Here is a 13,487-nt window from a genome sequence, read left to right as displayed (position 1 = left end):
CGATCCTTGATGAAGTTCGCCTAGCTGCGGGTCTTTTTTGCTTACTCTTTACAAGCAAAAGAAAATGATTTATACTTGACTAGTCAACAGTTGACAAGTCAATGATGGAAGGAGCGGTTTATGCAATGAATTTACGTGAGCTAAGCGGATTGCTGTATCGGATGAAAATCGTGAATCAAGAATTAACGGCGATCTTTGAAAAAGAGACTGGCTTTAGTCTGACCCGTTATCAGTTGCTGCAGTTTTTGAATGAGCAAGGACGCTGTACCCAAAATCAAGTACAGAATGAATTGAAGATCGATAGTGCAGCGGTCACCCGGCATTTGAAGATTCTCGAAGAAAAACAATTTGTGACACGGGAACGAAACAAAGACAATAACCGCGAGATTTTTGTTTCTTTGACACCGAAAGCACAAGCCGATTTGGCTAGTTGTGCTTCAAAGCATGCCAGCTCTGAGGAGTCGTTAGGCATCAATTTGACCGAAGAAGAAGAAGCACAGCTTCTAACATTACTTATGAAATTAGTTCCATGAAAGAAGGCAAACCCATGACAGAATACAGCAATAACAATTTTTCAGAGATTACCTTTGGCCGAAAATCGGTCCGTGTCTATGATGAAACCTACAAAATCCCCCATGAAGAAATGTTGACCATGATCCAAGAGTCAACGACAGCACCTTCCTCAGTCAATATGCAGCCTTGGCGCTTTGTCGTTGTGGAAAGCGATGAGCAAAAAGCAAAATTGAAACCGTTGATTCGTTTCAACGTCCGACAAAATGATACCTCTTCTGCAATGGTCTTGATTTTTGGCGATATGCTTTGTCATGAACTAGGAGAAGAAATTTATAACAAAGCAGTAGCAGAAGGCAAAATGCCAGCGGAAGTACGTGACCAACAATTAGCAGCGATCATTCCTCATTACGAAAATCTTACAAAAGAACAAATGAATGATGTGGTGAAGATCGACGCTAGTTTAGCAGCGATGCAATTTATGCTAGTTGCGCGGGCGCATGGCTATGAAACCAACCCAATCGGCGGCTTTGAAGCAGATCAATTAGCAGAAGCTTTTGGCTTAGACAAAGAACGTTATGTTCCTGTCATGATCCTTTCAGTCGGAAAAGCCAAAGAATTAGGCTATGAATCCGTTCGGTTAGACGCAGAACAAATTACGACATTTCTATAAGAGGAGGGAAAACGATGGAAATCATCAATGCAACGTTTTACATCAAAGAAGAAAAGCGGGCAGATTTTTTAGCCGCTGTTACCCCATTAATAGCATCGGCAAGAACTGAGGATGGCTGCCACGGCTATCATCTCTATGAATCATTGGAAGAGGACAATCGGTTTGTCATGGTCGAAAAATGGGCGAATCAAGAAGCGATCACCGTCCACAATCAAAACCCGCTGCTGCAACAATTATTCCAGCAAATGCCTGGCTTCGCAGCCAAACCGAGCGAGATCATTGTCGCTCAACAAGGAGAATAAAGATGACGATTTTATCGACGATTTTAATTGTACTGGTTGCCTTAGAGTTTTTCTATATTCTCTATTTAGAAACATTTGCCACTACGTCCAAAGCAACGGCGCGGGTCTTCAACGTGACGAAAGCAGAACTTGAACGACCGATCGTTGTGACCTTGTTCAAAAACCAAGGGGTTTACAATGGACTCATTGGTTTGGGGTTACTGTATAGTATTACCTTTGCTTCAGCACCATTGGAAATCAGTCGCTTGTTGCTGATCTACATTATCTTAGTAGCTGCATATGGCAGTGTGACTAGCGACAAGAAAATTATTTTGACCCAAGGCGGTCTAGCGATCCTTGCCTTGCTGTCCACCTTTTTTTAACCAATAAAAGAAGAAGCCCCCTAATCTAAGAAAGCCTTTCTATACAATAGAAGCTTTCTTAAATCGGGGGCTTTTAATGTTTGGGCAAAGAGTACTCAGAACGTGAAAAAAATGATAGGATAAGAGAAGGGACTAACGATTTTCTGGACGTAAACTGGTTGCCGCAAATAAGGCTTTTACTAGAATGGGTGTTAAGATCGCAGCTGTGATCACCTCAGAGATTCCATTCGTTATAGCAATTCCACCGAGGGTCACGAATAAAGCCGAAGCATCGACACCATAGGTATTGGCAACTAAGCCAGTATATAAGGTTCCCATTAGGGTTAAGACCAAAACTGTATTGGTGATGGTCCCAAAGATTGCTGCAACAATCGAAGCAGCGACGACTTTTTTGGTCTTTTTGTAAATGATCGTAAACAAGAGACCAGCCACTAAGCCAACCAACACACGGGGAACCACCGAGATGATTGGGTTGGTGAAAACGGCAATGTCCAAGGGCGTTGTCGGAGAAGTAAACGCACGGATCATGGTAAAAACACCCCAGACTAAGCCGATGAACATCCCGTCTTTTGTCCCTAAAACGATGGCAGCGACGATCACCGTGATATGGATGATCGTTAAACTAGTGATACCGATCGGAATAAATCCAAGGAAAGGTACCATCGTCTGTAAAATAATAATAGCAGTCAAAATGGCACGAATGACAAGGCGATAGGTTTTGCTTTTTGTATTCATTGTAAAAACTCCTTTTTTTATAATGACACTCGTGTCATTTTTAAGTTAGGTTGATTATACAACAAAATGACACGAGTGTCATTAATAATGTGATGAAAGGAGCCAAAAAAATGGCGAAGAAGCAGCAGAGCGAATTGACTACAGCGGAAAAGAAAAAACAACAAAAGCGTGATTTGATTCTTGAAAGTGCCAAAGTCGTCTTTAGTAAGAAAGGTTTGATTGATGCGACAATGAAGGACATTATCGAAGAGTGCGGCATTAGTCGCGGCGGCATTTATTTGTACTTTCGTTCGGTGGATGAGATTTTTTTGGCAGTGTTAGAGCAGCGTTCCAAACGAAAATTTGATGATGTACGAGAGATGATCATGGAGCAAGTACCCTTTGAAACGATTTTAAACAAATATTTTTCCGACCATCGCAAGCGTCTACTCCACAGCATTTCTGACGGTATGCTGCGAGCCGTCTACGAGTATTACTATACGCATAAAACCGAAGCCTCCAGTTCACTGCAGCAAGCTCAACTCGCTGAGACGAAACGGACGATCCATGAGATTTTTCAAGTGGGCGTTCAGCAAGGTGTATTAAAAGATGAAAACTTGGCAGTGATTGCAGAAAACTATATGTTCGTGATTGAAGGATTAGGGATTTTGGCTCTGACCGGTCACATCACAGAACAGACCATTGATGACCAAATCGCCGTAATGAGACAACTACTCCCTTATCGTGAATAACACAGACAAAAAAACTCGCTCTTTTCTAGAAAACACTAGGAAGGAGCTTTTTTCGTCTGTTTATAACTTTGTGAATCAAGCATATTTTGCAGAAAATTAATGTAATAAAAGTGAAATCTACAACATTATTTATTTTTTCTTAAGAAAAAGGACTTTTTCTATGAAGTTTTCTTGAACAGTTGATACATAGGGATTCACTCGGCGTGTCGGTGGGATAGGAGTGGGGAACATGTAATAAAAAAACAGAGCTTATTTATGTAACTAAAATGTAAATCGCTTACGGATTGGGTTTGTTGCTGAACTATGGTAAAATGAAAATGGTCAAATAAATGAAAAAAAAGTTTTAAAATTGAATTTGGAGGATCAGATGAAGAAGAAAATCTTTGCAACAGTGTGTATGTGCGGCATTGTATTGTCATCATTCGGCGGACCTGTGACCGTTTTTGCTACGAATCACGATCAATTGATCGAACAAAAAAATAACGAAATTGATCAGTTGAGACAGCAACGTCAAAGCGTACAAGGGGAAATTGACGGATTGTCTGCAGAAATTGATTCGTTAAATCAAGAAGCAGCAATCATTTTAGCGCAGCAAAGTGATTTGTTGCAAGCGATCGAAGGATTGGATCAGGAAATCAGTCAGTTAGAAGAGCGCATTGCCAAACGCTCAGAAAACATTGAAAAGCAAGCCAGAGAAACACAAGTTAATGGAAAAGGCGACCATTTTCTAACAGCGGTACTAGAGGCGGACTCTGTCAGTGATCTAGTCGGTCGTTTGCATGCGATGACGACGATCATTCGAGCGAATAATGAAGTGATCGAACAGCAAAAAGCCGACCAACAAGCTGTTGAACAAAAGCGTGCGGAATCACAAGAAAAAGTGGCAGAATTGCAAGCAGCACAGAGCCATCTGGAAGCACAAAAAGGTGTTTTGGAAGCAAGCCAAGCAGAATTAAATGTCTTAGTTAGTAATTTAGCCTACGAAGAAGCAACGAAAGAAGAAGAAAAAGAACAGCTGCGTGCGGAAAAAGAAGCCTATGAAGCGGAGCAAGCAAGAATTCGTGAAGAAGCTGCCCGAGTAGCTGCTTTACAAGCCCAAGCGGAACAAGCGGCGCAACAGCAGGCAGAACAAGCTGCAGCGGAAGAAGCAGCCTTGAATGAAGCAGCTGTTCAAGTAGAGAGCACAGAACCTGACGCAGAAACAGAGAGCCCAGCGCCAGTGGAAGAGCCAGAAGCACCAGCAGAAACGCAACCAGAGGATACACAAGAATCTGAACCGGTTGAAACAACAGAGGTTCCAGAGGAAACACCAGTAGATACACCAGAAATTCAAGAGCCAGAAACACCAGTGACACCTGCAGCACCGGAGACACCAGCGGACAGCGCACCTGCAGTTCCTGCACCGACGCCCGTTACACCAACACCGGTGCCAACGCCTGCTCCGTCACCTGCACCGATCGTGACGCCGCCAGCACCTTCTGCACCAGCATCAACAAATGGTGCTGCAATCGTGGCAGAAGCTTATAAGCATATCGGAAAACCCTATGTGTGGGGTGCCAAAGGACCGGACAGCTTTGACTGTTCTGGGTTTACTCGCTATGTCTTTTTACAAGTAACAGGGAGAGATATTGGTGGATGGACGGTGCCACAAGAAACAGCCGGTACAGTGATTTCCGTTAGCCAAGCACAACCAGGAGATCTTTTATTCTGGGGTTCATCAGGTAGCACCTATCATGTAGCCATTGCTTTAGGTGGCGGACAATACATTCATGCACCACGCCCAGGACAAAATGTTTCTGTTGGCAGCACCGCTCATTTTACACCTAGCTTTGCAGTAAGAATGTAAGAAGTAGCTAGCTGTAGTTTTAAGGAGAGACAAATGGAAGAAAGAAAACAACTTCGTTATCGTGCGAAGAAACAAAAAAGAGGGCTTCTTTACCGTAAAAGTGCGGCGGCAACCGCTGCACTTGTTAGTACGGTGAATATTTTGCCGATGAATGTTTTAGCAGATACACTCGAGTCAGCAGAAGCCCAAAATGGTGTTCAAGTAGTTGAAACAGCAGAGTCAACCCAAGACACATCGACGCATGATTCAGTGAGCATTGTAGAAGATCAAGAAGTGAACGAGGGATCACCAGCAACTCAAGATAGTACCGATCCATCAGAAGCTGAAAGTGCGGATGGAGTAGACATCCAAGAGGTACCCGAAAATGCACCAGCAGATGATGCTTCTGAACAGAATAAAGCAGAAACCGATAGTGATATTCCTGTTCTGTCAGAAGAAGAGCGGATCGCCATTGAAACGAAGGTCATGCCCAACTACAACAATCCAATGGCACGTTCCAACAATCAGCAAGCATTTATTCAGCAAGTAGGACCAATGGCACAAGAAGTTGCCGGGGCAAATGACCTCTACGCTTCGGTCATGATTGCCCAAGCGATCTTAGAATCGGGTTGGGGGCAATCCACGCTGACCACTCTTGCAAATAATATGTTTGGTATCAAGGGATCTTACAATGGACAATTTGTAGAGATGCAAACCATGGAAGATGACGGGAATGGCAATCTCTATCCGATTATTGCTAGGTTTCGTAAATACCCCTCATTAAAAGAATCTTTTCAAGACAATGCACACGTTTTGAGAACTACCTCATTTTCGCCGGGTGTTTTCTTCTACCATGGGGCATGGAAGTCTAATACAAATTCTTATCGTGACGCGACTCAATGGCTGCAAGGACGTTATGCCACCGATACTTCTTATGCAAGTAAGCTAAACAACTTGATTGAAACGCACAATTTGACCCAGTACGATACATCAAGTGGTGGCGGTTCAAATGATAACAACAATAACAATTCTGAGCAGGCGATCAATAAGCAATTCAGAACAAATGCAGCACTCAATATCCGTTCGGATGCTTCCACTAGCGCCTCGATCGTTGGTTCATTGGCTGCCAATGCAACATTTGAAGCAGTAGCGCAAAAAACTGGTACCAGTGTGAACGGCAATACGACGTGGTATCGAATTCAAGGACGTGGCTGGGTAAGTGCTGCTCACGTGACGGAGATCTCATCGAATACGGGTGGGAATGATAACAACAATAATAATGGTAACAACAATAACAACAATGCCGAACAAAGCATCAACAAAGAGTTCCGCACAACTGCTGCCTTGAACATCCGTTCAGATGCATCGACTAGCGCTTCTGTTGTTGGCTCCTTGGCAAGTAATGCGACATTTCGAGCAGTGGCTCAAAAGACGGGAACGAGTGTCAACGGAAACAATGTGTGGTATCGAATTCAAGGACGCGGCTGGGTGAGTGCTACGTACGTGACAGAAGTGAACGCTGGAAGTAATAGCTCTGAGCAAAGCATCAACAAAGAGTTTCGTACAACCGCAACATTGAATATTCGCTCTGATGCGTCTACCAGTGCCAGAATTGTTGGTTCTTTGTTAAACAACTCCTCTTTTCGCGCGGTTGCGCAAAAGACCGGAACCAGTGTGAATGGCAACAACGTCTGGTATCGAATTGAAGGGCGTGGCTGGGTAAGTGCAGCGTATGTTCAAGAAACGAACACTTCCTCATCAAACAGCACCACCTATACCGTACGTTCGGGAGACACTCTATGGGGCATTTCGCAACGCTACAGTGTGACTGTGAATCAGTTGATGCAGTGGAATAATCTTTCTGGCTCATTGATTCTTGTAGGACAGCGTCTTGTAGTCCGTAGATAAAGTAGATAAAATGAAAAAACATCTGGAACCATTTTTGCGGCTATTTGCCAAAATGGTTCCAGATGTTTTGTTTATTCTTCTTTGAAGCTGTTCATGATCGCTGTTAGCTCGTCTTTTGAAGAGTCGTATAAGCTTTCTAACGTCCAACCATACAACTGAACATAATTATTGTCGGTTTCAAGTACATAATAAATATAGTGGATATTTAGCCCTTCAACTGTCGCTGGGAAATCAACGAAATAGGCCTTCGTGTCAGGAATTGGTAAAAAGGTGGCGGTCGTATCGAAGCTTGTTGCCAAATTTTCTTGAACCAATCCGAGATATGTTTCTAAATCGGCAAAATCTTGTTTCGATTCAACGACTGCAGCTAAGTATTTCGTTTCTAACGCATCTGACAACATGAAATCATTGTCAGGATTCAATGAAGTGAAATCGGGTACCTCTTGCCAATTACTAGGCAAATCGATGGTATAGTTTGTTCCACTCACGCCTGTGATGGTTTGTTCCGAACTCGGTAAAGCCGCTTCGCTGGAAGAGCCCGTCGATTCTTGCGCGACTTCTGTTGACGAAGTCATAGATAAGCTTGTAGCGCTTGCATTTTCCGTGCTTTCTGAAGCTGGTTTCTCCTCTTTTGGCGTACAGCCAGCAAAAAGAAGTGTGAACCCCAATAAACTAAAAACAACACTTTTTCTCATTATTCTCACGTTCCCCTTTGTTTTCTATTTTCAAATAACCAACATTATTTAGTTAATCGTATAATAGGAAAGGAAATAACGCAATAAAATATTCTCAGTTACTGCATGAAAAGAAAAAAATAAAGGATTGTTAAATAATAAATTTAAAAAAATGTAGCCGAAATAACTGACTGTTACCGCTTATTTTCACTTTTTTCTTAGATTGATGCAAAAGTTGATTATAAATACGGGGCGACTTTTGCTATGCTTTAGAAAAGAAAGGAAGCATTAAAAGAATAGTGAAGTTAAAAATTGTGTCGGTTATATCTATAAAATAATAGTGTGTTTTTTATTTATCTATTTGTTTTGAATAATTGTCAGAATTTTGTTGCGAAATACTATGGCTTCTTTCGATACAAAAAGTAGGGCGACATCAGCGACAGCCGGATAGAGAAAGATAGCTCAAAGCGGCGAGGAATAGAAGAAACATAAGATCTACGTTTAAAATAATGGAACTAGGGGGAAGGAAATTGTTTTATCAATCAGTAAATGAGTATCTAGTAAAAATGAGAGAAGGATTATCTGCTGAAACCATTAAAGGTGAAATGCCATCAGTCTATGCGTACTGGTTAGCACAGGAAGCAGAATTGAAAAAAATATTGAAAAATAAAGACATGGCTTTTTGGATGGATATCCAAAGAGTTCTCTTGATCGATGCAAAATTAGTATTACTTCGCAGTTATATCAATGACTACGATTTTCACGGATTTTCCGAAGATGAGATCATTGCAAATGTGGAACAAGATCATTTTACCTTTAACAAAGAACTATGTGGCTATAGTTTGAAAGAACAAGTGCACCCATCAATTATTTTTGGTGATCAATAAGCAACGAAAAAAGAACGTTCAAACAGGGAATAAGCTACTGCACTGATTCAAAATAAGACTGATTGATTTGTGGTATGATTGTGATGACAAGTACGATTGCACAGATCATTGTGACAGTTTGAAAAGGAGCGGATAGGTATGGTTCAATTTGAACGGATCATTTTATTATTTTTCTTGTACTCATTTATCGGTTGGCTTTGGGAAACCATTTATTGCTCACTAAAAGCCAAGCACTTTGTTTATCGGGGCTTCCTTGTTGGTCCCATCACACCCATCTACGGCTTTGGGATTCTTGGCGTTGTCTATTTATTGCGGCCATTGCATGAGCAAGTGATTCCACTGTTCTTTGCGGCAGCGTTGTTGGTTACCGTGCTTGAATATGTGACAAGTTATTTACTTGAGCGTTTTTTTCATGCCTCATGGTGGGATTATAAAGAAGTCCCATTAAATATCAATGGACGGGTGGCATTGCCGATTTCTCTTTTTTGGGGCGTGTGCTGTGTGCTCATTGTTCGATTTGTTCATCCGCAAATGCTGGAGATTGTTCAAACATTGAGTGCTCGCGTAGGATTCTTATTGCCAGTTTTCTTATTAATGGTTCTCTCTTTTGATATGGGCTATACCCTAGCTAACTTGGTTGCCTTTCAGAAAGCGGTGCAACAGGTCAATCAAGCCTTTGAACAGCACAAAAAAGAATTGGCTGAAAATATTGAGCAATATAAAAACGATTGGCAAGGGCGCTTCGCAGCGTTTCCAGAAGAATGGCGCGTATTAAAACAGAATCTACCGAGATTGAATTTCCATCAAAGAAGACTCTTAAAAAACTTTCAAAAGTTAGAAATCAATCAGATAAAAAGCAGTCAGGAATTGTCTCGATTTATTGAAGCGATCCGTAAGAAAAAATAGGTTTGTTACGGTAAGATTACAAAAAATAAACCCTTATCAATGCTGATTCTTCCCACTTCTGACTGATTTCAGTTGAAAAAGACGATTAAAACACCCACTATTACGATAATTTGTAACAAATTGTAAAGGTCCTGCAATAAAATTCTTCTTAAGAATTTGTATAATAGGATATGTTGGAAAACATAGTGAGAAGTGAGGGAATTTTTTGAAGGCAAAGAAACTACGAACAATCGTTGTCGCTGTCTTTGCGGCAGGAATCGTTTCTCCAATCTTTGCGCAGGCTGAGTCACTTGAATCATTGCAAGAGCAAGAAAGTGCCGTCATGCAGCAAAGTCAGGAAATCAGTACGGAAGTACAGATTGCATTGACTGATGTGAATGCGAAATACAGTGAGGTAGAAGAGCTAAAATCTCAAATCGCTGAAAATGAAGAATCATTAGCAACAACCAAAGCAGAAATCAAAACTGCACAAGAAACAATTGAAAAGCGTGAAGCAGTCGTTGCGGAACGTATGAAAGACATCCAAGTCAATGGCGGGGCTACCAGAGACTGGACGGTACTGTTAGAATCATCAAACATCCAAGATTTTATCAATCGTGCCTATGCGATGACGATGTTACAAAACTTGGAAAAAGAAAAGATCGATTCATTAACAACTGAAAAAGAAAAGCTAGAAGCTTTAGAAGAAAAAGCACAGTCAACACAGCAATCATTGAAAGAAAATCAAACCGCATTAGAATCAGAAGCCAAAACACTGGATTCAAAAATTGCGAATCTACAAGCCCAATTGAAAGAAAACGAATCAACCTTGGCACAAATCGCTTCAAGCAAAGAAGCTGAAACAGCTCGCTTAGCTGCTGAAAAAGCAGCAGAAGAACGAGCAGCCAAAGAAGCGGCAGAACAAGCAGCGAAAGAAAAAGCAGAAAAAGAAGCCGCCCAAGCTGCCGAACGTTCAAGCGCTTCTGAATCACAATCGGCTGCTTCATCGAGCAGCAATACGACTGAAAGCAGCACCTCATCATCGAGCAGCTCTTCAAGCAGTAACAATAGCTCAAATAGCAGCTCAAGCAATACCAACAACAACAATAACAATAGCAACAACAGCAATACAAGCAGTGGTCGGACATTGATGATGGAATCAACTGCCTACTCTTATAAAGAAGCTGGCTCCAGTTTCTTTACAGCAAGCGGTACAGACTTACGTAAAAATCCAATGGCAGTTGCCGTGGATCCAAGCGTGATTCCGTTAGGCACCTTAGTCAATGTTGAAGGCTATGGCGTAGCACTAGCGCTTGATACTGGTGGCGCGATCAAAGGAAATATCATTGATGTTCACTTTGATAACGTAGCACAATGTATCCAATGGGGACGTCGTCAAGTAAAAGTAACGATTCTCGATTAATCAATCAACTAGCAAGAAGCAGCTCACTGAATGAAGTGGCTGCTTCTTTTTTTGCTTTTAATAGAATAAGGCATAAGTAGAGAGCGTATCGCTGTGTCAGTGCCGACCCGAACGATACGCTCTATTTTGATTTAAATTGCTCACAAGTCCTTACAATCGTTCTCTCAGTTATTTATTTTGTGGTGATCTAATCATACTAGAGAACGATATGTTTTTTAATACCTAAAATGAAAATGGGGCTGAAGAATCAGTTATGATTCCTCAGTCCCATAAATTAAAGAGCCAAGATTTTCATTTATCAAGGATTGAAGTTGGCATTCAGTTTTTCTTCTAAAGTTTCCCAGTCGTGCTCATCGGGAAAAGTTTTGAATAGCAAATAATCAATGTCTTGGGCATATTCGGTAATGTATTCCGTATAGTTGGTGACGATCAAGTCAATTTGATTTTTTTCCAAATAGCCTGCCGACAATTCATTGGAGTCTGGAAAATAAAATGTCCGAGAGCTGCGCAAATAACGAACAGATTTGCATTTTAATAATTGGCATAAATAAAAGGGGCCTTCAAACAAAAAAGCGATATTCTTCTTTGCTTGCCAGTACAAAGATTTAATAGAGGTAACGTACATCGTAAGACTCGTTCCTAAGTGTTCCAGTGTGATACTGTCCCAAATTTCTCTGGCTAATGGTTGCGTCAACAGATAGTTTTTAAATAGATGGTAATCATCCATATACGCCTCTTCGACAAAATGAACGGTATCCGAAATCATATGGTTTAATAAGGGGGATAATAATTGCTTGATTTTTGCTACCGTAAAAAAGGATTCTACTAAGAGCCGGTCACGAGCGCTATCTTGAGTATCTGGCAAACAATCCTTGACAAAGGCTGCAGCAAGCTGCTTAATTTCAGGCCAATGATTATACTCTTTACAAAAGGTTTGTTCGATCGCCAAGTTGCTGATCGAACGACGGGTTTTCACCAATAAGAACAAATAAAGGACTTCCTCATAGGGAAGTTCTTTTTGGTATTGTTCACTCATTGTCTCGTTGATTTCAGAAAATAGCCAAAAATCATTATATTGCTCAAATATTTTTTTTATTTGCTTAGGCAACTCGATACCTTGACCCGCACAATGGCGCTCAAAGGTGATATACAAGTAATAATTGAATTCACCAAACGAACAAGCATGCTGGTCAAGTTGATAACATCTAGAAAAAGCGCTAGCAGTGATATTTTGGATGGCGATCGGCGGAAAAATCGTATGGGCAGTAATTTCCGATTCGTAATAGAAATCATGGAAAAACTTGCGAATATTGATCTCCTCACCAATAAAGCAAATAGGATTGGTTTGGATCTCCAAACGATAGAAAGAAAAAATCGGTTGCACTTTCCGCAAATAGCGAAGAACAGTGCTTTCTGATATATGGTATTTCTCAGCCCATTCAGATGAGCTATAAAGATCATTGTGGAAAATACTTTCGATGATATGGAACAGAATCTCATTGGCAATCAGTGCACGTTTTTTCGTTAAATAAACAGCGGAATGTTTGATCGAAAAAATATAGCCCTTGTGAGAAGAGTCGATCGATAAACAATCGCCAAAGTACTCTTTTAGATCCGTCACATCCGTAACGATCGTTCGCGTGGTACTTCCTGAAATTTTTGCCAAACCTTGAGTCGAACATTGATAATTTTTCTCGAATGCCCTCAAAATTTTCAGCCATCGAATCGTTGCAGTATTAGTAATAAAATTTATTTGAAAATTTCTCAAGACGTGGCTCCTTTCATGAACAAAATCGCAAATCTTACTTATTCATCTTAAAGAAGATAGGGAAGAAAAAACAAATCACGTATTTCATCGATTGGTGAAATCTATACCTGAGTCTATGCGAGATTTTTTGCATTTTCTATAAATCAACTGACGATCGGCATATATATAGGTAGAAACACGTTTTTTCCAGCATGTCGAAGAAGATTGATGGAAATTGAATAGCCAGAGAGGGGACGAGGCGATAAGTTTTTAGTGGTGGAATAAAAATTAAATGATTATTGTTTTTCGGGGGGGCGATTGAATATTAAGGGGAACAGAATTGAAGAAAAAAGTCACTTTGCGAAAGACAACTTATAATTTTAACAGGAACGATTGACGTAAATAAATAGCAGCCGCAAAGGAAACCCTAAGTGCGCCAAGAAAAGAATTCAGCTTTGCCAAATTAATTTATAATAACAAGAAAAGTGTATAAAAATACTTTCTGAATTTCTTATCTTTTCTATTTATAATGAAAAGATGTTGAGAAAGTGAACGAATATAATCTCTTAAGGTTATTTTTCTATAATGTGACAACCTTCAAAGGTGATGAGAACAACGATTATAACTGAATTATTCATTATTTAAAATGAGGGTTTAAAAAAGCTGTCAAGTAAAGTAGACGTTATTTATGGTTTTTTAAAATAACTGATGTTTGGCATTATATAAGTCTTTTATTGACGAAAAATATACCTTAATAAATAAAAAACGGGAATTTCCTTTATTTAATGATACATTTCTCTTATAATAAACTAGAATTGCCTTTAT

13 protein-coding genes are annotated in these 13,487 nt (G+C 40.4%); 10 read left to right on the top strand and 3 right to left on the bottom strand.

Annotated features, from left to right (window positions below):
- The first annotated feature begins 125 nt into the window (after positions 1-125).
- The 4 genes from IGI94_RS10515 to IGI94_RS10500 are packed head-to-tail and all read left to right on the top strand — an operon-like array spanning position 126 to position 1,847.
- Complete coding sequence (locus tag IGI94_RS10515; protein ID WP_008378808.1) at positions 126-533, top strand: MarR family winged helix-turn-helix transcriptional regulator; 408 nt, start codon at positions 126-128, stop codon at positions 531-533.
- 14 nt (positions 534-547) lie between these two features.
- The gene (locus tag IGI94_RS10510) at positions 548-1,183 is read left to right on the top strand and encodes a nitroreductase family protein (RefSeq protein ID WP_008378805.1); all 636 of its coding nucleotides are present in this window, start codon (positions 548-550) and stop codon (positions 1,181-1,183) included.
- Between the two features lie 14 nt (positions 1,184-1,197).
- Entirely contained in the window at positions 1,198-1,485 is a 288-nt protein-coding gene (locus IGI94_RS10505; protein WP_438899719.1) for a putative quinol monooxygenase, read from the top strand.
- A gap of 2 nt (positions 1,486-1,487) precedes the next feature.
- A complete protein-coding gene (locus IGI94_RS10500; RefSeq protein ID WP_016613516.1) occupies positions 1,488-1,847 on the top strand; it encodes a DUF1304 domain-containing protein in 360 nt (119 codons plus the stop codon).
- A gap of 132 nt (positions 1,848-1,979) precedes the next feature.
- Here the strand turns inward: IGI94_RS10500 and IGI94_RS10495 are convergent, their stop codons facing one another.
- The gene (locus IGI94_RS10495; protein ID WP_016613515.1) at positions 1,980-2,582 is read right to left on the bottom strand and encodes an ECF transporter S component; all 603 of its coding nucleotides are present in this window, start codon (positions 2,580-2,582) and stop codon (positions 1,980-1,982) included.
- Between the two features lie 110 nt (positions 2,583-2,692).
- On the opposite strand from IGI94_RS10495, the gene IGI94_RS10490 reads away from it, so the two are divergent.
- The 3 genes from IGI94_RS10490 to IGI94_RS10480 all read left to right on the top strand — a co-directional run bounded on the left by IGI94_RS10490 (position 2,693) and on the right by IGI94_RS10480 (position 7,046).
- Complete coding sequence (locus IGI94_RS10490; protein WP_005225615.1) at positions 2,693-3,313, top strand: TetR/AcrR family transcriptional regulator; 621 nt, start codon at positions 2,693-2,695, stop codon at positions 3,311-3,313.
- 367 nt (positions 3,314-3,680) lie between these two features.
- Entirely contained in the window at positions 3,681-5,159 is a 1,479-nt protein-coding gene (locus IGI94_RS10485; protein ID WP_438899718.1) for a C40 family peptidase, read from the top strand.
- Positions 5,160-5,192: 33 nt separating this feature from the next.
- Entirely contained in the window at positions 5,193-7,046 is a 1,854-nt protein-coding gene (locus IGI94_RS10480) for a glucosaminidase domain-containing protein (protein ID WP_438899717.1), read from the top strand.
- Positions 7,047-7,117: 71 nt separating this feature from the next.
- On the opposite strand, the gene IGI94_RS10475 is transcribed toward IGI94_RS10480, so the two are convergent.
- Positions 7,118-7,741 (bottom strand): hypothetical protein, encoded by a 624-nt coding sequence (locus IGI94_RS10475; protein WP_005234960.1) that lies wholly within the window; start codon positions 7,739-7,741, stop codon positions 7,118-7,120.
- A 488-nt stretch (positions 7,742-8,229) separates the two neighbouring features.
- On the opposite strand from IGI94_RS10475, the gene IGI94_RS10470 reads away from it, so the two are divergent.
- The 3 genes from IGI94_RS10470 (at position 8,230) to IGI94_RS10460 (ending at position 10,915) form a co-directional block, all read left to right on the top strand.
- The gene (locus IGI94_RS10470; RefSeq protein ID WP_005234961.1) at positions 8,230-8,607 is read left to right on the top strand and encodes a DUF7006 family protein; all 378 of its coding nucleotides are present in this window, start codon (positions 8,230-8,232) and stop codon (positions 8,605-8,607) included.
- A gap of 138 nt (positions 8,608-8,745) precedes the next feature.
- Positions 8,746-9,513: a putative ABC transporter permease gene (locus IGI94_RS10465; protein ID WP_005234965.1), complete on the top strand. Its 768-nt coding sequence runs from the start codon at positions 8,746-8,748 to the stop codon at positions 9,511-9,513.
- A gap of 205 nt (positions 9,514-9,718) precedes the next feature.
- On the top strand, positions 9,719-10,915 hold the full coding sequence (locus tag IGI94_RS10460) for a 3D domain-containing protein (protein ID WP_438899716.1): 1,197 nt from the start codon (positions 9,719-9,721) through the stop codon (positions 10,913-10,915).
- 298 nt (positions 10,916-11,213) lie between these two features.
- On the opposite strand, the gene IGI94_RS10455 is transcribed toward IGI94_RS10460, so the two are convergent.
- Positions 11,214-12,683 carry a helix-turn-helix domain-containing protein gene (locus IGI94_RS10455; protein WP_438899715.1) on the bottom strand — a complete coding sequence of 490 codons (1,470 nt, stop codon included), beginning with the start codon at positions 12,681-12,683 and terminating at the stop codon, positions 11,214-11,216.
- Positions 12,684-13,487 lie beyond the last annotated feature (804 nt).

Source organism: Enterococcus sp. AZ149 (genome assembly GCF_051714285.1).
Taxonomy (GTDB): Bacteria; Bacillota; Bacilli; order Lactobacillales; family Enterococcaceae; genus Enterococcus_D; species Enterococcus_D entomosocium.
Note: the sequence above shows the minus strand (reverse complement) of the source record. Positions and strands in the feature narration are given on the sequence as shown.

Coding starts and splice junctions, on each gene's coding strand:
- IGI94_RS10515 (WP_008378808.1), top strand. CDS start 126: ATGAATTTACGTGAGCTAAGCGGATTGCTGTATCGGATGAAAATCGTG.
- IGI94_RS10510 (WP_008378805.1), top strand. CDS start 548: ATGACAGAATACAGCAATAACAATTTTTCAGAGATTACCTTTGGCCGA.
- IGI94_RS10505 (WP_438899719.1), top strand. CDS start 1,198: ATGGAAATCATCAATGCAACGTTTTACATCAAAGAAGAAAAGCGGGCA.
- IGI94_RS10500 (WP_016613516.1), top strand. CDS start 1,488: ATGACGATTTTATCGACGATTTTAATTGTACTGGTTGCCTTAGAGTTT.
- IGI94_RS10495 (WP_016613515.1), bottom strand. CDS start 2,582: ATGAATACAAAAAGCAAAACCTATCGCCTTGTCATTCGTGCCATTTTG.
- IGI94_RS10490 (WP_005225615.1), top strand. CDS start 2,693: ATGGCGAAGAAGCAGCAGAGCGAATTGACTACAGCGGAAAAGAAAAAA.
- IGI94_RS10485 (WP_438899718.1), top strand. CDS start 3,681: ATGAAGAAGAAAATCTTTGCAACAGTGTGTATGTGCGGCATTGTATTG.
- IGI94_RS10480 (WP_438899717.1), top strand. CDS start 5,193: ATGGAAGAAAGAAAACAACTTCGTTATCGTGCGAAGAAACAAAAAAGA.
- IGI94_RS10475 (WP_005234960.1), bottom strand. CDS start 7,741: ATGAGAAAAAGTGTTGTTTTTAGTTTATTGGGGTTCACACTTCTTTTT.
- IGI94_RS10470 (WP_005234961.1), top strand. CDS start 8,230: ATGGAACTAGGGGGAAGGAAATTGTTTTATCAATCAGTAAATGAGTAT.
- IGI94_RS10465 (WP_005234965.1), top strand. CDS start 8,746: ATGGTTCAATTTGAACGGATCATTTTATTATTTTTCTTGTACTCATTT.